Origin of the sequence: Alteromonas sp. AO-Serp (assembly GCF_017849675.1) — a bacterium.
Lineage (GTDB): Bacteria > Pseudomonadota > Gammaproteobacteria > Enterobacterales > Alteromonadaceae > Alteromonas > Alteromonas macleodii.
This window is the reverse complement of sequence record NZ_JAFLMX010000152.1, coordinates 1-19,307: the sequence shown is the minus strand read 5'-3', so window position 1 is coordinate 19,307 and position 19,307 is coordinate 1. Positions and strand designations below refer to the sequence as shown.

The window sequence follows — 19,307 nt, the reverse complement described above, 5'->3', positions numbered from 1 at the left end:
TTAAAGAGCCAATTGTGTGCTGCCCTAATGATCCTGACGATGCGAAAACCTTATCTGATGTTGCAGGCGATAAGGTAGACGAGGTATTTATTGGTTCATGTATGACAAACATTGGTCACTTCCGCGCAGCGGGTAAGCTACTTGAGCAGTACAACAAAACACTGCCAACCCGTTTATGGATGTCGCCACCGACTAAGATGGACAAAGCCCAGTTAATGGAAGAGGGCTATTACAACATTTATGGTCGCGTAGGCGTACGTACAGAAATGCCCGGCTGTTCACTATGTATGGGTAACCAAGCAAGGGTGGACGCGGGAGCAACCGTACTTTCAACGTCTACTCGTAACTTCCCTAACCGCCTGGGCGATGGGGCGAATGTATATTTGACCTCAGCAGAGCTTGCTGCAGTGGGTGCCATTGTTGGGCGCATTCCAACTGCTGAAGAGTACATGGAATACGCTAGCAAAATTAACGCAATGTCGGGTGAAGTATTCCGCTACTTAAACTTCGACAAAATGCCTAGCTTTAAAAAGGCTGAGGAAGAAGCAAAAGCGCGCATTATTCCAACATTGAATGTTGCTTAAAATAGTGTATAAACTACAAAGCCGGTGACCGTTAAGGTGACCGGCTTTTTTTATGGCGAAAAGGAATGTCTAATGGGAAAATCTTTCTTTATTGTTGCTGCACTTGTATTAACCTTAGGGTGTGCAAAAGCGCAGGTTGACCCTGTATCGTCGCTGAATTCAGTGGACTTTGAATCCATTACACTTGAGATTGGCGGCAAGCACTATGAAGTTGAGTATGCCAAAACCTTTGAACAACGCGCACAGGGTCTTATGTTTCGCAAAGCCTTGTGTGAAGACTGCGGTATGTTTTTTAAGTTTTCTAGCCCAAAGTTTGCGGGCATGTGGATGAAAAATACCTTTGTTCCTCTAGACGTAGCATTTATCGACAGAAAAGGCGTAATAACGGATATAAAACCTCTCACTCCGCATAGTTTGGAGTCGGTCGGATCATCGAAAGAGGTACTTTACGCGTTGGAAATGAACCAAGGGTGGTTTGCCGAGAATAATATTAAAGTAGGCGACCAAATAACGATTGATTAACCGCGCAAAAGGCGCGGTTGCTGCTAGCGAAATGCTAGTTTTATTCTGGAGTTAAATATAGTGACAAATGCCTTATCGATAGCTAAGTTCGGTGGAACTAGCGTTGCGAATTACGAAGTAATGCAAAACTGCGCCCGAATTGTTGCCGGTAATGACAAAACGCGCATTGTGGTAGTGAGCGCTGCGGCAGGTGTAACCAATCACCTGGTAAGCTTAGCGCACACACCTATGACGCAACAGCAAATTGAAGAGACCTGTCAGGCCATTATCAATATTGAGCTTGCCATTCTTAACAAGTTGAAAGATAAAGACACGGTTGAGCCAAAACTCAACGACTTGTTAGATGAAATGCGAAGCTTAGCGTTTCATGAAGAAATCCTTCACCGTGATGATTTAAAAGATCAGCTGCTTTCAATGGGTGAGCGGATGTCATCGCTGATGTTCTCTTCAGTGCTTGCAGAGCAGGGCGTAAAAACCATGAACTTTGACGTACGTAAGGTGTTACGTACGGACAGTGAGTTTGGAGAAGGTGCGCCGCAAATCGAAGAAATCGAAAAGCTGTCTAAACAATTGCTGGCACCTGAAATTAAAGACGCGATAGTGGTTACTCAAGGCTTTGTTGGTGCTGACGAGGAAGGCCGTACTACAACGCTAGGTCGTGGTGGTTCAGATTTTACGGCGGCGCTACTTGCTGAAGCGCTTGATGCCGAATCGTGTGAGATTTGGACTGATGTAACAGGGGTGTACACAACTGACCCGCGCATCACGCCAGCTGCTCATCCGTTACCTGAACTCAGCTTTGAAGAAGCGGCGGAAATGGCCACCTTTGGTGCCAAGGTACTACATCCTGCCACTATGGAGCCTGCGCTTCGCAAGGACATAAAGGTGTTTGTAGGCTCTAGTAAGGAGCCAGAAAAGGGCGGTACTTGGATTGTGCGTGATTGTGAGCACGAACCACCGTATCGCGCTATTACTCGCCGTAAAGAGCAGGTAATGGTGACAGTGAAAACACCTAAGATGATGTATGCGCAAGGCTTCCTACAGCAGGTATTTGCCATCATCGCTAAGCACAAGCTAAGTGTTGATTTGGTTACCACGTCAGAAATCTCGGTATCTTTTACCCTTGATAACCCTGCAAACTCTGTGGCTCAGCGACTAAACAAAGAAACCATTGCTGAACTTGAAACTATCTGTGATGTGAAAGTAGAAAAAGGTTACGACCTTGTCACGGTTGTAGGTAACAACATGCAAACCGCTGTTGGTGTTTCTAGCAAGATTTTAGCTGCGGTTTCAGATTTCAACCTGCGTATGATTTGCTTTGGCGCCAACCCGCACAACCTATCGTTCTTGGTTAACGAGACCGACAGTGACGACGTGGTTCGCAAGCTTCACACGGCGTTATTTGAATAAGCACCTAATGTGCTGAATGACCCCAAAAAACGGTCGCCTTAAAGGCGGCCGTTTTTATTTCACATCAGTTTGTAGATGATTTCAAAATGTCGACCGGTACAATGATTTCGTGACGTTTATTCCACGGTAGGGTGAAAGGCGAGTCGTAGCCCATATAGCTAGGTTCACCATCAAGCTCAATATTATTGTCCCTAAGGGCTTTAAGCAGTTTATTCGTATACTGCTTCTTATCGCTGTCCTTGTTGAAACCTGAATAACGAATAGCGGCTACCGTTCTCGCTGGTACAGTAACCAGCGATACATCTTTGTGCGTAGGCACAGGAGCGCTTTTAATGTCATATTTGCTGGGCAAGAAAAACATCATTGTTTCTGAAGATGAGACTTCGACAGGAGAGGTCATTGCAATTTCTTGAGAGCGCTTTCCAACTTCTACGGGGGACGTCATTGACACATTGCTACTGGATGTATTCTCACCAGAGATATAATTAAAGAGTAGCTGAAATGCTCCGTTATCTTCATTCCCACTAGACATTACGCCTAACGCTTCATTGTAATGCCTCACTTCAATATCTTCATCAAGGGTCTCGATAATGGAATAGGGAAGGGTTTCTGTATCTTTGTAATATGATGGCTCAGCCTGGATCATTGTTGACACCAATAAAGTAGTAATGAAAAGAGGCAAGCGAAAACGGGAAAATATCATTCTTTTTTAGTGGTTTGTTACGAATAGTCCTTATACGAATTAAAGCCGATTAATGCTCAGTTAAACGGTTCTAAAGTAACTATCTATGCATTCCTAAAGTGTGCCAGATTAATTGTCGGACACAAAAAAGGGGCTAAAAGCCCCTTCTTAAAACAGGTTTGTAAAAAGCGTTACACTTTAAACTGTCTGATAGACTGTTGTAACTCTTCAGCAAGTCGAGCCACTTCATGGCTAGACTCAGACGTTTGCTGTGCTCCAGCTGTCGTCTCTTCAGCGATACCCACAATAGTTTCAAGCTTTTCGCTGATCTCTTGTGATACCGTATTCTGTTCACGGGCAGACTGCTCAATTTGAGAGCTCACGTCATGGGCTTTGTGAACGGCGTCTGAGATGATATCCAACGCCTGTGTAGCCTTTTCAGTTTGTGCCACACACGCCGCAGTTTGCTCTTTACCTTGGTTCATCACCGATACCGCTTTTTCAGCACCCGCTTGAAGCACTTCAATCATTGCGTTGATTTCTTGTGTCGATTCTTGAGTTCGGCTGGCGAGGGTTCTTACTTCATCAGCAACAACCGCAAAGCCTCGACCTTGTTCACCAGCACGCGCTGCCTCAATAGCAGCATTCAAGGCGAGCAGGTTGGTTTGATCTGCAACACCACGGATAACGTCTAAGATGCCACCAATGCTTGCGCTGTCTTGATGAAGCTTATTGATAACGTCTGCCGCTTCTTGAACGTCACGAGATAAGATCTCAATGGTGTTCTTATTCTCTAGTGAGATTTGGCGCACGTTCTCAGCCTCAGCATCCGCATGGCGAATTTGACTTAGTGTATCTTCAGCGTTTTGCACAACCAGTTGAGACGTAGAGTGCATTTCTGTGGTTGCTGTTGCTACTTGGCCAATTTGTGATTTCTGATCCTGAATTGAATGCGTCGTTTGCGCCGTCACTGCAGACGTTTGTTCTGAGGCGGCTGCCAGCTGTTCAGCACGAACGTTAATGGCTGTAATGAGCTCCTTCAGGTTTCCAATTAGCGTATTGCAGTTTCGGGCTAAAAGACCAAATTCGTCTTGCGCCGAATCGTCTAGACGGTGAGTAAGGTCACCCGATGAAGCCACCGTCAGAAGTTCATTTACACGATAAAGCGGACGTGTGATTGCGCGTACGGTCACGTAGCCAATAAATGCTGCTACTGCAATCGAGATAATAACAACCACAATAACGAACGTGTTGCCCGTCGCAATGGCGCCGTTAACCTGACTTTCTACATGTGACGCTTTCTTGTCTGCAAGATTGAGCAGGTTTTCTAGAGCGACAACCGCTTGCGCGATATTTGAGTCTGAAGCGTTAAGCGCTTTTTCAGCATCATTTCTGCGCTCTAGACGATCAACATGAAGCTGAACCACGCCATCGTTAGCTTTAATCGCATTGATTGCGTTGTTAACCAAGTCGTTAATATCATCAAGAGTACCAGAATCATCGCGGCCGCCCGCAGTTTGCATCATGTCGCTTAATTGCGTGACCACTTTCTCGACAACCAAATCAACTTCGTTGCCTAGCGTCTGTGAACGAACCAGTGTCTCTGTTTTAATGTACTCGTATGAAACCGTTAGCAAAGAAAGCAGCGACGTCTCAAGTTGGCTGCCGATTTCTGCCGCACGTCGTAGGTTAGGGTCGCGCTGAACAGCATCTAAGTCTGAGAAGTCTAGAAGGTAGGTAGATGCATCGTCTGCGTTGTCTTCAGCGTCACCCAGTCTGTCTTGAATTGTGTTGCGTATATCAAGGTACATTTGGTGATTTTTGTACATCGCTTCAACATTGGTGATATATGCTTCATATGACTCACGTACAGTATTTAGCGTGCTCTTTAGTTCAGGCTCGTTATTAACGGCCTGCGCCAGTTTCTTATATTCACTCTCAAAGGTGTCTTTGGCAGAGTTAAAAGACGCTCGTTTGTCTTTTAAGCCATTTAGATCTTCTTCGATGTAGCTCTCGAAGGTAAGTCGGCCCATATTGAGAAAGCTGGCTTTAAGTGCATTGCTGCCTGCTACTGTGGGTAATGCAACGTCATTTACTTCTTCCGTTGCTGAGCCTATTGAGTTGAGGTTATAAAGTGAAACAACACTAATGACGATCAGAAGTGCGCTAATCGCTACAAATCCCCCGATTACGCGTGTGGCTACCGTTATTTTCATCGGAACTCCTGGATGAGTGTTTTTTATTTTTATCCCTAACGATATTACCCGTCTCAGCAAACAAAATATAGCGATTAAAGAAGCTAGTTTGCTTAATTACTGAGTAGATAATGAGACATTATCGTTACTATCGTAAGTAAGTGTATCGGCTACAATAACTTAATGTTTATTTTATTTAGCACTTAAGTGTAGAAAGTTTAACTGGTAATACCAGTTGATGCGTAAAATTATACACGTAAATATGTGCGAATTGGATAATTGCGGAGCCAGTATACTCTGGTTTTAGGCAGAAACACTCACGAGCGAAGCGGAGTTCAGGTTTAGCAAAGTCATGCTTTGCCCCCAAACATAGCCTGTATCTAAGCCGATAAATTGATGACTGTTCGTTTGGCCCGACAGAGCTGCCCAATGCCCAAATATCACTCGTTGATCGTCAGCGAGCTTTTTATTCTCTACTTCAAACCATGGTTTTAACGTGCTACTAGTGCTGTGGGATACTGCGCTGGGATGAGATTTGTTATCAAAATCGAGTGTGCCATCTGTATGAACAAAACGCATGCGCGTACACGCATTCACAATAAAACGCAGTCGCTCATCACCCTTAAGTTTATCTGACCAGTTGTTGGGTTTATTACCATACATTTCTGAAAGAAAAGCAGCGTAATTGTCGGATTTTAGGATGTTACTAACTTCGTCACTAAGTGAAACGCACTCATCGATAGACCATTTAGGATAGAGTCCAGCATGCACCATTACTGATTGCTCATCTAACTTCATTGCCAACGGGAACTGACGCAACCAGTCAATAAGTTCGGCCAAGTCTGAAGCATTAAGTAGAGGCTCTAATTTGTCGGATTTTTTTGCTTTGCGGATGCCGTTTACAACGGTAAGTAAGTGAAGGTCGTGGTTTCCTAAAACACTGCTAAACTGGCTGCCTAGAGACTTTAAAAAGCGCAATGTGCTCAAAGAATCTTCTCCTCGAGCAACTAAATCACCTACTGCGAGTAGCGTATCGTTTTCTTCGTCGAATTTTACTTTATCTAACGCGCGACGAAGACCATCGTAACAGCCTTGTATATCACCAATGACGTACGTGTTACCTTGCGACATAGAAACCTTAATGAAGAATACTTGGAATGGCTAATCGGAAAACGTCGATAGGAACGCGAAAACGCTCGCCGCTCTCTAATTCCATTACATAGTAGCCTTCCATATTCCCAACCGGTGTGTCAATGACAGCGCCACTGGTATAGTCAAAATGCTCGCCCGCTTTCATGATAGGTTGCTTGCCTACAACCCCATCACCTTCAACTTCTGATGTCTTGCCATTTGCATCGGTAATTTTCCAGTAGCGACTGAGTAATTGCACCGTATGGTCGCTATTGTTCTCAATCGTAATGTGGTACGCGAAGGCAAATTGCTTTGAATCTGACGGAAGGTGGTCGGGAAGGTGACGGGTTTTCACCCGCACCTTAATATCAAGTACATCCATAGAGAACTTACTGCTCTTGTTGGTGCTCTTTTGCCGACACAGCGTTTGCTATTGTGGCAAAATCGTTAAGTGATAATACTTCTGCGCGAGAGGTAGGATCGATACCTAGCTCGCGGATCTCCTCTTCACTTAAACTGTCTTTCAGCGAGTTGCGAATGGTTTTTCGGCGCTGGTTGAACGCTTGCGCACAGACGCGCTCAAGCGTATTTACAGACTCAACGTCTACTGGCGGAGCCTGATGCGGCACTAGCTTCACTACTGCAGAATCAACCTTCGGGGGTGGCTTAAAGGCCCCCGGCGGAACATTGAGTACCGGAATGACGTGGCAGTAATACTGCGCCATAACGGAAAGCCTGCCGTAATTCTTAGAACCTGGTCCTGCTGCCAAGCGGTTTACCACTTCTTTTTGAAGCATAAAATGCATATCTTCTATGCAGTGAGCATGATCAAAAAGGTGAAACATTAGTGGTGTCGAAATGTTGTAGGGCAAGTTACCAAATACGCGAAGCTTTTTGTCTTTGACTGGCATTTCTTTAGAAAGGGCGCCAAAGTCCATGGTCATTGCATCTTGTTCAATAACCGTTAGCTTATTGCCGTTAAATGGATGGTGTCTCAATCGCTTAGCAAGATCTCTGTCTAGCTCAATGACTGTGAGTGCATCTACTTCTTCACAAACAGGATCTGTTAATGCGCCTAAACCGGGTCCAATTTCTACCAGGTTTTGTTCATTTTTTGGCGCGATGGCCGCAACAATCTTGCCTATCACGTAATCATCGTGAAGGAAGTTTTGTCCGAATCGCTTTCTGGCCGTATGGCCTAAGTGTGTTTTACTCATTGTTGATGATGTGCAAGCTCGATGGCTTTTTCCAATGCTTTTCTGAAACTACCGGCGTCGGCTTCACCTGTTCCTGCTAAGTCTAATGCAGTACCGTGATCTACCGATGTACGAACGAAAGGTAACCCTAGCGTGATATTCACTGAAGCCCCAAAACCCTTATATTTTAGCACGGGTAAGCCTTGATCGTGATACATAGCCAGCACTACGTCAGCATTTTCCAGATATTTGGGTTGAAATATGGTGTCTGCAGGTAGAGGGCCTGTGATCTTTAAGCCTTCTTCTCTTAGTTCGTTAAGCGCCGGAATGATGGTATGAATTTCTTCAGTGCCAATGTGACCATCTTCACCCGCGTGAGGGTTCAAGCCACACACATAAATGTGAGGTTCTTTAACGCCAAACTTCAATTTAAGGTCGGTGTTGATGATATGAATGACCTTATGAAGACGCTCTCGGGTGATAGCTTTCGCTACATACTCAAGGGGAATATGCGTGGTGGCAAGCGCTACATTAAGACCTTCAGTTGCCAGAAGCATAACCACATCAATGGTATTGGACTGATACGCAAAAAACTCAGTATGACCGCTGAATGATACCCCTGCTTTGTTGATAATGCCTTTGTGTACGGGGCCGGTAACGACGGCGTCGAAGTCGCCATCCATATTTGCCTGACACGCCTGGCGCAGAGTTTCTACTACGTATAAACCGTTTTCGCTATCAAGCTCGCCTGGCGTAACGTCAACGGATTTATCTATTTGCTTTATAAACAACGAACCCGCATCTTGAATTTGCGGGTTAGTGGCATCGTAATCGATTAGCGTTAATGGCAGCCCCAAGGCGCTTGCTCGTGCTTTGAGCATTTCGCCATCGGCAAACACGACAAGCTGAGCTTGCCATGTTTCCTGGGCCAGTTTTATGATCAAATCTGGCCCGATACCCGCCGGTTCTCCCGGCGTTATTGCTATTTTAATTGGTGTACTCATGAATAACTTATTGTTACGAGTCGACAACTTCTACGTAAGCGGCATCACGCATCTCACGTAACCAGTTCTCGGTTTCCTCTGAAAATTTACGGTTGAAGATAAGCTGGTAAGCTTTATCTTCTTTGCGCTTATCGGTAGCGTCATCAATACGACGTTCAATAAGCTGAATTAAATGCCAGCCGTGCACGGTACGAACAGGTTCACTAAATTCTCCAGGCTCAAGCTGTGCAAGTGCGTCTTTAAACTCAGGCACGTAATTATTTGGATCCGACCAGCCAAGCTCGCCACCGCGAAGGGCTGAACCAGGATCTTCTGAATGCTCTTTAGCTAGCTCTGCAAAATCAGCTTCACCATTTTTCACCTCTTCCTTGAAGCGGTTTAGCATGGCTTTAGCTTTGTCTTCGCTAAGAATGATTGACGGTTTAACAAGAATGTGGCGAGAGTTTACTTCTTCCACCGTGACTTTCTCGATACCGCGCGTATCTAATACTTTTAGGATATGAAAGCCTGCACCGCTTCGAATAGGTCCAACAAGAGCATCTTTGTCTTTGTTTTGAATAGCTTCAGCAAAAAGCGTCGGCATGGCGTTAATGTTAAGCCAGCCCATGTCACCGCCTTCGAGCGCTTCGTTACCTGATGATGACGCAATGGCGATTTTAGCAAAATCAGAGCCTGACTCTAATAGTGAAATGACTTTGTCTGCACGCTCACGTGCTGATTGAATATCTTCATCTGTAGGCTCTGGCGGGAAACCAATAAGAATGTGACCTAAGCGATATTCAGCTTGAGTAGCGCCTTGCTGTTCCATCAGGTCAATCAAGGTTTCAATTTCTTGAGGTGTAATATAAACACGGCGACGTACGTTAGCACGGCGAACTTCACCCATGATAACTTCTTCGCGAATGTCTTCGCGGTAATCATCGTATGCAATACCTTCTGCCGCTAATTGGGCACGAAGTTCTTCAATCGTTGCATTTTGATTCGCTGCAATGTTGCTAATGGTTTGCTCTAGCTGTGGATCGCTAATGCGAATACCCATACGCTCTGCCATTTGAAGCTGAAGGCTCTTAGTGATTAAACGCTCAATTGCCTGTGTACGAAGCGCACGATCTGACGGTAGCTGTTGATTATTAGCTTCTGCGTTGCGTTTAACGTCTTGTACAAGGGCATCAATTTCGCTTTCAAGCACAACACCTTGGTCAACAATTACGGCCACGCGGTCAAGCATGACCTCTTGCGCAACACTGTTAAACGAGAGTAGGGCACCTAACATCAATGCACGGATAATGAACTTCATACACACTCTTTTATTATTGGTTGATTGCATTTAAGCGCTGTAAGCGCTCAACTGCGGGTTAATTTAAACTATAAGGCTGACGATAGCCAAACATACCGTCTTGAAGCATGCTTCTTTGGGTACCAGATGACCCGATGCCTTTGAAAATAAATTGTAGCGATATTCCAGAATCAAAATCGTCTGTTGTCTGTTCGCCGCTAGCATTGTAACGGTTGTTCAGACTGCGCTGCGCAACTAATCGCACCGCCCAACAGCATGATTCATACTGGATACCTGCATAGGTTTCTACACTTCTATTGCGTTCAAGATCTCGGTAAGTACGGCCAACCCACTGCCAATTTTCAGAAATAGGCCAGCTTGCCGAAATACCAATTTGATCTATGGTTTCACCACTGAGATCGCGAACATAGCGATGACTTAATTGAATAAAGCGCGAATCATCTTTGCGGTATTCAATACCCACGCTGCTTAAGTCAACTTTGTCTGTGTCAGTGGTCACTTGCACATCAGAATGGAAGAACCAGTTTTTATTAAAGCGCCAATCCACTTCAGCGGCGAGCGCTGAACGATCTTGATTCTTGGTTGCCGCAATGACTTTGTTATCTTCAAGGTAGAATATCTGACCCACACTAAGAACAAATTGTTCCCGATTGTTTTTATCCAACATGCGTGTGGTCGCGCCAAGGGTGATTTGGTTGTTATCGCTTATCCTATCAAGGCCAGTAAATTCCTGACCTCTAAACAATCCTTCAACGTCGGTTAACAGCGGCGTTGAGTCATAGAATCCAATCGCAGTTTGGTCTTCATACGATGTATAAAGATATTGAATCTTTGGCTCTAAAGTCATCGACATATCGTCGCTGAACCACGATTTATCCCTTTCAAAATATAATGCGCCATAAAGGCGAGCTTGTCCTAATGTGCGTTCAACATCTTCTTTTAAGTCAGTTCCTTCAACATTGTCTTGTTGATAAACCGTTTGAAAAAGCGTGGTTTCTGCGACAAGTTCACCCCATGCTGCGCGAAGCGGCACCGCTAAAGTAGGTGCAACGTGAAAACGAGTCGCCGTTGGAGCGGTATCGAGAGTATTGTCAAAGTGTGCGACTTCTGAGTCTAGGTTGAACTCTAGATATTCACCTAACGCTTTGTTGTAGTTGATTTTGATCTCAGGTACGGCGCGATAGCTATCTGCAGTATTACCCAGTACTTCAAAATCTTTTATCTGCATATTTACGGATAGATTTTGCGAGTAGTAACTTAATCCAATGCTACGATATAGGTGGGTGTCAGCGCGACTATAATAATCTGAACCAAGATCAACTAAATAGTTGTCGTCACTTAATCCGTTGAAATCAACGTTTAGTAGCCAGTTGTCAGCTATAAGCCCTTGATGCTCCAAGCGATAAAAATATCGGTCAGGGTTCCCACTAATATCTGAGTCGCTCGGCAAGTACTCCACGTATGCTTTGCCTTGGCTACGCTCCGTTAGATAGCGGAACTCAGTATTCAGCTGAAGACCGCGAAGGGTCATCAATCGCGGTGAGATAGTCATGTCATAGTTGGGGGCAATATTCCAGTAAAAGGGCTGCGTATAGTCGACGCCCGTTCTGCTTGAACTGGTTAACTCTGGAAACAATAAGCCCGTTTGGCGCTCGTTGCTAACAGGGAACGCAAAATACGGTAAATAAAACACTGGAACATCGGCAATGTAGAAGCGTGTGTGTTTGGCTTGGCCCCATACGGTCCCTTTTTCCAAACTAATTTCACTGGCGCGTATTAGCCAGTCTTCATCGCCTTCAGGACACGTAGTGAAGCTAACTTCTTTGAGCACAATTCCCGTGTCTGTATCTAATACAATATCTTTTGCGGCTCCCTGACCCACAAAACCCGTCAGCTGATAGCGGGTATTTTGCATTTCTAAGCGCTCTTCTTCAGAGCGAAGGGTCACAGCATCGCTTTCTACTTTTAACTGCGAGTCTTGATACGTTACGTCGCCTTTCGCAATAAGGTCTCTGCCACTTCCGTTAATTTGTGCTTGAGATGCACTAATTACCGCAGTATCTGACGTGATATCAACATTACCAGAAAACAGCGCTACGGTATCTTGGATAATTTCAGTACGGTTAGCTTCAACCTTAACGTGGCCTTTGGGCATTAATGCCTGGCTACTGAAAGTAACAGGTTCGACTGAGCAGAATGCAAGAGGGACTGCATCTGACGTTGGTTTAGAATTTGAAGCTGTCGTTTCCTGTGCAAACGCGACTGTAGGCAAAAGAGTCGCGGAAACAAGCATGGCGCAGGTGTTTTTCATGCGTTAATGGGCGGCCTGTTTTGTTGTATGTTGCTTTTAAACCCAAGTAAGACGACGTCCGTCTCGGTTAGTTCGACATAACGTTTAAAAAAACAGTGATAATGCACATTACTTCTTGGCAAAGAGTTAATGTAGCTTTCACTCGCTATTACTATTTATATAAGCGCTCAATTCTAAGCACTTCTGTCGTAATTACCAACCATTCAGACAAAAAAATGCACTTTTATATGCACAACACATCAAAGACGGAGGCAATTAGTGGCAGTAAGCTTGATTTCAAGCTGCACAAGCCCTAGTTAATTAACTTATGTATTTGATATGATGATTGGTATAACGCGCTCTGCACGGCGTGATTTCACTACAGTAACATCAACTTTCTAAACAGTGCACCAACGGAGTATGACGCGATGTCAATTTGGGGAAAAATCCTCGGCGCCTTGTTCGGCTTTATGTTTCTTAAAATACCTGGGGCGATCTTAGGGCTGTTAGTCGGGCACTTTTTTGATAAAGCCTATCGCCAAGACTTCAATCAGCTAGGTGGCTTTGGGCGCTTTTTTACCGATCAGGACAATCTGAAGCAGCAAGCTATTTTCTTTCATAGTTTGTTTAGTGCGTTAGGCCATCTTGCTAAGTCTGACGGCAAAGTAACGGACAGAGAAATTCAAATCGCCACAGCATTAATGGACGAGATGCGTTTAACTGGGGATGCCCGTCGTGAAGCTCAGGATGCATTTAGAGAAGGCAAAGCACGAGACTTTCCTTTAGTCGATACGTTGAAAGGTTTTTACGACGCCAGCCACGGTAGACGGGATATTCTTCAAGTATTCTTAGAGATCCTTATTCAAGCCGCTTTCGCCGACGGTCAGCTTTCACAGGAAGAATACAACGTACTCGAAAAAGTAGCGAAGCCACTAGGCTTTAGGCGTCGTGATTTAGATTATCTAATTTCAATGTATGAAGCTGAAATACGCTTTAGGCAGCGGTCTAACTCTGGCTCAGGACAACGCACTCATTCAGGTCAACGTCAGCACAGCCAATCAGCCTATTCAGAACAGCAAAGTTTAGATGATGCCTATCACATATTAGGTGTGACGGCATCCGACGATGAAAAGACAATAAAGCGTGCCTACAGGAAGCGCATGTCTGAGCATCACCCCGATAAGCTGGTGTCTAAAGGGCTACCTGAACAGGCAATGGAAATTGCGAAAAAGAAAGCGCAAGATATTCAATCAGCCTACGAGCTGATTAAGCAAAAGCGTGGCTTTTAGATGGCAAAAACTCAACGTGAGTTAACTTATGTGCCTGCAGCGAGTCAGGCGCATATCGATGGTTTTATCGAGATGCTTTGGCTTGAGAAAGGACTGTCCGATCATACTCAGCAGAGCTATCGCACCGACCTTACTAAGCTTGCTATCTTCAGCAACAATCAAGGCGTAAAAGATATCGCTGTGCTGACCACTGAGCAGCTTCAGGACTATTTAGCCTATCGTCACGACAAGGGGCTGTCCACACGCAGCACCCAACGTGCGCTTAGCGCTATCCGGGCGTTTTTCGTATTCCTAATTAGTAAGCAGGTTCGCGTTGATAGCCCAGTTTCCGCGCTGTCTAATCCGAAAACACCCAAAGCTTTGCCTTCTTCACTCAGTGAGCAACAAGTTGAAGATTTGCTAAATGCCCCCCTTACCGACGACCCTATTGAATGTCGGGACAAGAGCATGCTTGAAGTGCTTTACGCAACCGGCCTTCGTGTAAGTGAACTTATTGGGTTAACAATGGATCAAATAAGCCTTCAGCAAGGCGTAGTTAGGGTTGTGGGTAAAGGGAATAAAGAGCGCTTAGTGCCCCTTGGTGAAGATGCAATAGAATGGTTGCTGACCTATATCAAAACAGCACGACCAATACTCGCCAGTAAAGCCTCTGATGTGGTTTTTCTAAGCAAGCGCGGACAGAAAATGACGCGCCAAACATTTTGGCATCGCATTAAATACTATGCGGTGAAAGCGGGAATTGAGCAGCACCTTTCTCCCCACACGTTGCGTCATGCCTTTGCGACACACCTTTTGAATCACGGTGCTGATTTACGTGTTGTACAAATGCTGTTGGGGCACAGCGATTTGTCAACGACTCAAATATACACCCATGTAGCGACAGAGCGACTTCAAACTTTAATCCACAGTCATCACCCACGTGGCTAAATATTCAAATAAAGAATGCTATAAATTGGGGGCTGTATACGACGAGGCTCAGTGACGACGTATATAAAATAAAAAGGTCTATGGTAGGATACGAGCCATGCAAAACGTTTAGAAAATACATTTTCCGTTAGTGCTTTAACGGGGCTGAGTTTAAATGTTGACGTTAAATGTACTGAGGTTAAAAGAAAATTAGCGTTTAACGTGCAATTTTTTGCTAAGTTTTACGGTCTGAACGTTATGAATGTAAAAATTTTTAGCAATTGCTTTAAATGGAAGATACCGATTCAAGCAGTTGCATGTTAAGCCAATAAGTACAAGAGAACTTAAATGGCAAAATGGAGAGTATTTAGTGAAAGCAGTAAAGAAAGTATTGTTAGCCAGTGTAGTTGCGGCAGGTTCTCTATTAGGGCTTAGTGCGCAAGCGGCTGATGAAGCGGCTATCCGTGATAAATTAACCTCAATGCTAGGGTTAGATGTAGAAACTATTGCTGACTCTCCAGTATCAGGGCTGGTTCAGGTATCAACAAACCGCGGTTTATTTTACGTAAGTGAAAACGGGCAGTATCTGCTTCAGGCTCGTGTTTTTAACATTGATGAAGAGATGCGTAACGAAACAGAGCTGGCACTTTCTGGGCTGCGCAAAGAAGGCGTAAAAGAGATGGAATCATCGTCTATTACGTTTAAGGCCAAAAACGAAAAGCATGAAATAAGCGTATTTACTGATATTACGTGTGGTTACTGCCGTAAATTTCACAAAGAGATTGATGAACTAAACGATGCGGGCATCACCGTACACTACCTCGCGTTTCCACGTTCTGGGTTAAACAGTGAAAACTACAACGATATGGTGTCGGTGTGGTGTGCGAAAGACCCGCAAAAAGCGTTAACTAAAGCTAAAGCGGGTAACGACGTAGCTAGCGCAAGCTGTAAAAATAAAGTGGCAGAGCAGTACATGTTAGGTCAAAAATTAGGCGTGAATGGCACGCCAAATATCGTACTGCCAGACGGTTCATTGATTCCTGGTTATCAGCCAGCTGCGTTGCTTGCTAAAGCATTGGAGGAAGCTGAATAGCCATTCAGTCCTTAACCTTAAATATGATAAAAACGCACGCTTTGTGCGTTTTTTTGTTTTCTGCGGTATGATTCGTCCTCATATTTTCTAGCGTTTTTTCGTACAGTTTTGCTTTGCAGTTCACTCGGGCGTTTACTTGGAATCTGCACTAATTATCAAGTGTCCCGACTCCAGTCTTTTTATTCAAAGCCTATTTGAACTGGCATCGACAACTGCATTTACAGTATTGGTTAGTGGTATTTCATGATTTTGCCTATTGTTCGCCGTGAGGTTACCGGCGCCTCGCTTAGTTCCGACTTACATCCTGTTATCGATAGAATTTATCGCGGTCGTAATATTGCGAATTTAGATGACTTGGAGAATGGTCTAAAAGGACTAACACACTTCAATGTTTTGAAGGGCATGCCGCAGGCCGCGCAAATTCTCGCTGATGCTGTTGTACAAAATAAACGTATTATTATTGTGGGCGATTTTGATGCCGACGGAGCAACCAGTACATCGGTATGTATATTGGCGCTTCGAGCCATGGGCTATCACAACGTTGATTTTCTTGTACCTAACCGCTTCGACTTTGGTTACGGACTTAGCGTGCCTATTGTCGATGAAGCTGCCAAACAGGGGGCAGAGGTTATTGTCACAGTGGACAATGGCATTTCCTGTATTGACGGTGTGACCCATGCAAAGTCGTTGGGAATGCAGGTTGTTGTTACCGATCACCATTTGCCAGGTGATGTTCTGCCTCCCGCTGATGCGATAGTAAATCCTAACCAACCTGGCTGTGAATTCCCTTCTAAAAATTTGGCTGGGGTTGGCGTTGCCTTTTACATCATGCTAGCACTTAAAGCCGAGTTACAGCAGCAAGGGTATTTTGAAAAAGCGGGAGTAGCGCCACCAAACCTAGCGTCGCTACTTGATATTGTTGCGGTTGGCACCGTGGCCGATGTAGTAGTGCTTGATAAAAACAACCGAATTTTAGTTCATCAAGGCCTTCAGCGCATTCGGGCGGGTAAGTGTCGACCTGGCATTAAAGCATTGGTCGAAGTAGCGAATCGCGATTGCGCTCACTTAACCTCAACTGACTTAGGCTTTGTGGTTGGGCCAAGGCTTAATGCCGCGGGTCGATTAGACGATATGTCCCAAGGCATCGCGTGCTTATTAGAAGATGAAACCATTCAAGCGCGAATGATCGCTGCGGAACTCGATGCGCTTAATAAAGAACGCCGTGAAATTGAGACTGGCATGAAAGCGCAAGCGGAAACTGTACTAGAGCAAATGGCGCTGGATGAAGGCGATATGCCAAGCGCACTGGTGGTTTATCGCGAAGACTTTCACCAAGGGGTTATTGGTATTGTGGCAGGGCGTTTGAAAGAGAAATACCTTAAGCCTGTTATCGCTTTTGCCCATCAAGACGACGAGATCATTAAAGGTTCGGCACGCTCAATTCCTGGCGTACACATTCGCGATGTACTTGATGAAGTTAATACGCGCTACCCTGGCGTTATCGAAAAATTCGGCGGGCATGCCATGGCCGCTGGATTAAGCTTGCCCGTAGCTAAGCTTCAAGAATTCGAGCAGGCTTTTGTTGATATTGCGCGAGCGCACATGGCAAAGCTTGATGGAAATCATGCTTTACTTTCCGACGGAGACTTGTCATCGAAAGAGCTGTGTTTACCCTTTGCGCATTTACTGCGTCAAGCAGGTCCGTTTGGACAGGGCTTTGAATCACCGCTATTCGATGGTGAATTTGCACTACTTGACCAGCGCTTAGTTGGCCAAAAGCACTTAAAAATGGTGTTAAAAAGTGACGGTGCTAACGAGGTCGATGCTATTGCGTTTAACGTTGATTTAAAATCATGGCCGAATGCCATGGTCAAACGTGTGCATATTGCCTATCGACTTGATATCAACGTATTTCGCGGTCAGGAAACCGTGCAACTTATTGTAGAGCAAATAGAAGCGCGTTAGCGGGAGCGAGTTCACACGCAGACGGATGGCCAGTCAGCCTAACGAGCAATAAGCGTAAAGTTGTGGAAAGAAGGGACAAAGGTGAAAAGCGAAAGACAAAAGCTGGTGGATAAGCATAGTCAGCTGAATCAAACCGACAATGCAAAAGTGATTTCCCACGTTCAGCGAGAAGAGAAAGACAGCGACTGGATTCGCCACACCATTATGTTAGAAGGTATTGATGTCCCTTTTATCTATCGGCGTAAACAGCAATACCAAAGTTTAAAAGGCGCGCGAGTGAACGTAACCTACTATCGCCACGTTGAAGAGGTGGCTGGCATTGAGTTTGAAACCATGAAAGTGGTACGAATTAAGCGCAGCTGATATTAACTTTGCCAAAGGCACCAATTCGACAACAATTAACACACAGTGAGCAACAATGAATAATGAATGGTTAAATGCCTATGTACTGCATAGACGCCCTTACAGGGAGACCAGCTATATTGTTGACTTTTTTACCTTAGAAGAAGGGCGTGTTAGTGCGGTAGCGAAAGGGGTGAAGAATAGTAAATCTGACAAGAAAAGCCTGCTTCAACCTTTTCAGCATCTTCGTTTACAGTTAAGCGGAAAGTCAGAGTTAAAAAACTTACGTCACGTTGAAAGCGTTTCGCCTTCCATCAACCTTGTGGGCACGGCGTTATTTTGCGCCATGTACGTTAACGAGCTAACTAATCGCGTTATGCCGGCAGGGCTTGCCAGCGATGGCGTTCACAACGCGTATGAAAATGCGCTGCTGTCCCTTCGTGATAATAGCGATATAGAAGTGACCTTACGTCAGTTCGAATTTGCACTACTTGACGAAATGGGGCTGTTACCCGACTTCACTACCGACGTCGAATATGAATTGCCCATAGAAGAAACCGGTAGCTATCATTTTCATATAGACGCAGGGTTTGTGCGACTGCCTGACGATATGGCTGGTCCCCGCGGTATGCGAGGCTTTCCCGGACAAGCGCTGCTTAGCTTGTCACAGGGGGAATTTACGCCGCTAAGTAAAAAAGTGGCTAAGGTGCTTTGCCGGGACTTGCTGAAACTGCTAATTGGTGACAAGCCACTTAAAAGCCGCGAGCTTTTTATGCCCAAGCCGCGGTAATAGCATTAAATTATTTTCTCTTAACTCAAACGCTTAATAAGCACGTTCTACAAAAAAATTTGCTACAATTGCGACTTTCCTTAAAAGGGTATTTTTACCCTTAAAGCAACGTATTAAACAGGAAGAGCAGGCCTCTTCTATCGCTCTTACAGGTTAGGTGGTGAAATGAGCACGATTTTATTAGGCGTTAACATCGACCATATTGCAACGCTGCGCAATGCGCGCGGTACGCATTACCCAGATCCAGTGCACGCAGCGGATATTGCCGAGCGTGCAGGTGCAGACGGCATTACTGTTCATTTGCGTGAAGACCGCCGTCACATTAAAGACCGCGATGTACGCATTTTAGCGCAAACCATTAATACCCGACTTAATTTGGAAATGGCGGTAACCGATGAAATGCTGGCAATTGCCGAAGAAGTGAAGCCTGTTTTTTGTTGCTTAGTACCTGAAAAGCGTGAAGAGCTGACTACCGAAGGTGGTCTTGATGTGGCAGGGAATTTTGACAACATCAAGGCGGCGTGTGAGCGACTCGCTAGTGCAAACATTTTGGTGTCGTTATTTATTGATGCAGACAAAGCGCAAATTGACGCGGCCGCAGCATGTAACGC

At 45.1% G+C, this 19,307-nt stretch carries 18 protein-coding genes; 10 read left to right on the top strand and 8 right to left on the bottom strand.

Translation table 11 applies throughout. The annotated features are described in order from the left end of the window. The 3 genes from QVA83_RS11265 to lysC form a co-directional block, all read left to right on the top strand. On the top strand, window positions 1-584 hold a 584-nt coding region (locus QVA83_RS11265; RefSeq protein ID WP_287498468.1), incomplete at its 5' end, for an aconitase family protein. Window positions 585-656: 72 nt separating this feature from the next. Then, window positions 657-1,106, top strand: a complete 450-nt coding sequence (locus QVA83_RS11260) for a DUF192 domain-containing protein (RefSeq protein ID WP_014948302.1) — start codon at window positions 657-659, stop codon at window positions 1,104-1,106. Window positions 1,107-1,166: 60 nt separating this feature from the next. Next, window positions 1,167-2,516, top strand: coding sequence for a lysine-sensitive aspartokinase 3 (lysC, locus tag QVA83_RS11255; RefSeq protein ID WP_014978350.1), 1,350 nt, complete (start codon window positions 1,167-1,169; stop codon window positions 2,514-2,516). Window positions 2,517-2,580: 64 nt separating this feature from the next. Here the strand turns inward: lysC and QVA83_RS11250 are convergent, their stop codons facing one another. The 8 genes from QVA83_RS11250 to lptD form a co-directional block, all read right to left on the bottom strand. Continuing rightward, window positions 2,581-3,162: an SOUL family heme-binding protein gene (locus tag QVA83_RS11250; protein WP_014975692.1), complete on the bottom strand. Its 582-nt coding sequence runs from the start codon at window positions 3,160-3,162 to the stop codon at window positions 2,581-2,583. A 227-nt stretch (window positions 3,163-3,389) separates the two neighbouring features. Further along, a complete protein-coding gene (locus QVA83_RS11245) occupies window positions 3,390-5,414 on the bottom strand; it encodes a HAMP domain-containing methyl-accepting chemotaxis protein (RefSeq protein WP_014948305.1) in 2,025 nt (674 codons plus the stop codon). A 282-nt stretch (window positions 5,415-5,696) separates the two neighbouring features. Further along, entirely contained in the window at window positions 5,697-6,524 is an 828-nt protein-coding gene (locus QVA83_RS11240; protein WP_014948306.1) for a symmetrical bis(5'-nucleosyl)-tetraphosphatase, read from the bottom strand. A gap of 7 nt (window positions 6,525-6,531) precedes the next feature. Next, window positions 6,532-6,906: a Co2+/Mg2+ efflux facilitator ApaG/CorD gene (apaG, locus tag QVA83_RS11235; RefSeq protein ID WP_014948307.1), complete on the bottom strand. Its 375-nt coding sequence runs from the start codon at window positions 6,904-6,906 to the stop codon at window positions 6,532-6,534. A gap of 7 nt (window positions 6,907-6,913) precedes the next feature. After that, complete coding sequence (gene rsmA, locus QVA83_RS11230; protein WP_014948308.1) at window positions 6,914-7,741, bottom strand: 16S rRNA (adenine(1518)-N(6)/adenine(1519)-N(6))-dimethyltransferase RsmA; 828 nt, start codon at window positions 7,739-7,741, stop codon at window positions 6,914-6,916. Further along, window positions 7,738-8,724 carry a 4-hydroxythreonine-4-phosphate dehydrogenase PdxA gene (gene pdxA / locus QVA83_RS11225; RefSeq protein WP_014948309.1) on the bottom strand — a complete coding sequence of 329 codons (987 nt, stop codon included), beginning with the start codon at window positions 8,722-8,724 and terminating at the stop codon, window positions 7,738-7,740. The genes rsmA and pdxA overlap by 4 nt, the downstream gene beginning before the upstream one ends. A gap of 13 nt (window positions 8,725-8,737) precedes the next feature. Then, the gene (gene surA / locus QVA83_RS11220) at window positions 8,738-10,051 is read right to left on the bottom strand and encodes a peptidylprolyl isomerase SurA (RefSeq protein WP_258312597.1); all 1,314 of its coding nucleotides are present in this window, start codon (window positions 10,049-10,051) and stop codon (window positions 8,738-8,740) included. A 28-nt stretch (window positions 10,052-10,079) separates the two neighbouring features. Then, on the bottom strand, window positions 10,080-12,332 hold the full coding sequence (gene lptD, locus QVA83_RS11215; RefSeq protein WP_014948311.1) for an LPS assembly protein LptD: 2,253 nt from the start codon (window positions 12,330-12,332) through the stop codon (window positions 10,080-10,082). A gap of 407 nt (window positions 12,333-12,739) precedes the next feature. On the opposite strand from lptD, the gene djlA reads away from it, so the two are divergent. The 7 genes from djlA to QVA83_RS11180 form a co-directional block, all read left to right on the top strand. Beyond that, window positions 12,740-13,600 (top strand): co-chaperone DjlA, encoded by an 861-nt coding sequence (djlA, locus tag QVA83_RS11210; RefSeq protein ID WP_156077916.1) that lies wholly within the window; start codon window positions 12,740-12,742, stop codon window positions 13,598-13,600. Then, window positions 13,601-14,527 (top strand): site-specific tyrosine recombinase XerD, encoded by a 927-nt coding sequence (gene xerD / locus QVA83_RS11205; RefSeq protein ID WP_014975697.1) that lies wholly within the window; start codon window positions 13,601-13,603, stop codon window positions 14,525-14,527. A 349-nt stretch (window positions 14,528-14,876) separates the two neighbouring features. Further along, the gene (gene dsbC / locus QVA83_RS11200) at window positions 14,877-15,599 is read left to right on the top strand and encodes a bifunctional protein-disulfide isomerase/oxidoreductase DsbC (RefSeq protein ID WP_171338363.1); all 723 of its coding nucleotides are present in this window, start codon (window positions 14,877-14,879) and stop codon (window positions 15,597-15,599) included. 243 nt (window positions 15,600-15,842) lie between these two features. Then, the gene (gene recJ, locus QVA83_RS11195; RefSeq protein ID WP_287498467.1) at window positions 15,843-17,564 is read left to right on the top strand and encodes a single-stranded-DNA-specific exonuclease RecJ; all 1,722 of its coding nucleotides are present in this window, start codon (window positions 15,843-15,845) and stop codon (window positions 17,562-17,564) included. 81 nt (window positions 17,565-17,645) lie between these two features. Further along, on the top strand, window positions 17,646-17,927 hold the full coding sequence (locus QVA83_RS11190) for a hypothetical protein (protein WP_014975700.1): 282 nt from the start codon (window positions 17,646-17,648) through the stop codon (window positions 17,925-17,927). A 55-nt stretch (window positions 17,928-17,982) separates the two neighbouring features. After that, window positions 17,983-18,696, top strand: coding sequence for a DNA repair protein RecO (gene recO / locus QVA83_RS11185; protein ID WP_156077918.1), 714 nt, complete (start codon window positions 17,983-17,985; stop codon window positions 18,694-18,696). A gap of 165 nt (window positions 18,697-18,861) precedes the next feature. Continuing rightward, window positions 18,862-19,307, top strand: a 446-nt coding sequence (locus QVA83_RS11180; RefSeq protein ID WP_287498466.1) for a pyridoxine 5'-phosphate synthase, incomplete at its 3' end; no start/stop codon positions are given.

Coding starts and splice junctions, on each gene's coding strand:
- djlA (WP_156077916.1), top strand. CDS start 12,740: ATGTCAATTTGGGGAAAAATCCTCGGCGCCTTGTTCGGCTTTATGTTT.
- apaG (WP_014948307.1), bottom strand. CDS start 6,906: ATGGATGTACTTGATATTAAGGTGCGGGTGAAAACCCGTCACCTTCCC.
- recO (WP_156077918.1), top strand. CDS start 17,983: ATGAATAATGAATGGTTAAATGCCTATGTACTGCATAGACGCCCTTAC.
- QVA83_RS11240 (WP_014948306.1), bottom strand. CDS start 6,524: ATGTCGCAAGGTAACACGTACGTCATTGGTGATATACAAGGCTGTTAC.
- surA (WP_258312597.1), bottom strand. CDS start 10,051: ATGCAATCAACCAATAATAAAAGAGTGTGTATGAAGTTCATTATCCGT.
- QVA83_RS11245 (WP_014948305.1), bottom strand. CDS start 5,414: ATGAAAATAACGGTAGCCACACGCGTAATCGGGGGATTTGTAGCGATT.
- xerD (WP_014975697.1), top strand. CDS start 13,601: ATGGCAAAAACTCAACGTGAGTTAACTTATGTGCCTGCAGCGAGTCAG.
- QVA83_RS11250 (WP_014975692.1), bottom strand. CDS start 3,162: ATGATCCAGGCTGAGCCATCATATTACAAAGATACAGAAACCCTTCCC.
- QVA83_RS11260 (WP_014948302.1), top strand. CDS start 657: ATGGGAAAATCTTTCTTTATTGTTGCTGCACTTGTATTAACCTTAGGG.
- pdxA (WP_014948309.1), bottom strand. CDS start 8,724: ATGAGTACACCAATTAAAATAGCAATAACGCCGGGAGAACCGGCGGGT.
- recJ (WP_287498467.1), top strand. CDS start 15,843: ATGATTTTGCCTATTGTTCGCCGTGAGGTTACCGGCGCCTCGCTTAGT.
- lptD (WP_014948311.1), bottom strand. CDS start 12,332: ATGAAAAACACCTGCGCCATGCTTGTTTCCGCGACTCTTTTGCCTACA.
- rsmA (WP_014948308.1), bottom strand. CDS start 7,741: ATGAGTAAAACACACTTAGGCCATACGGCCAGAAAGCGATTCGGACAA.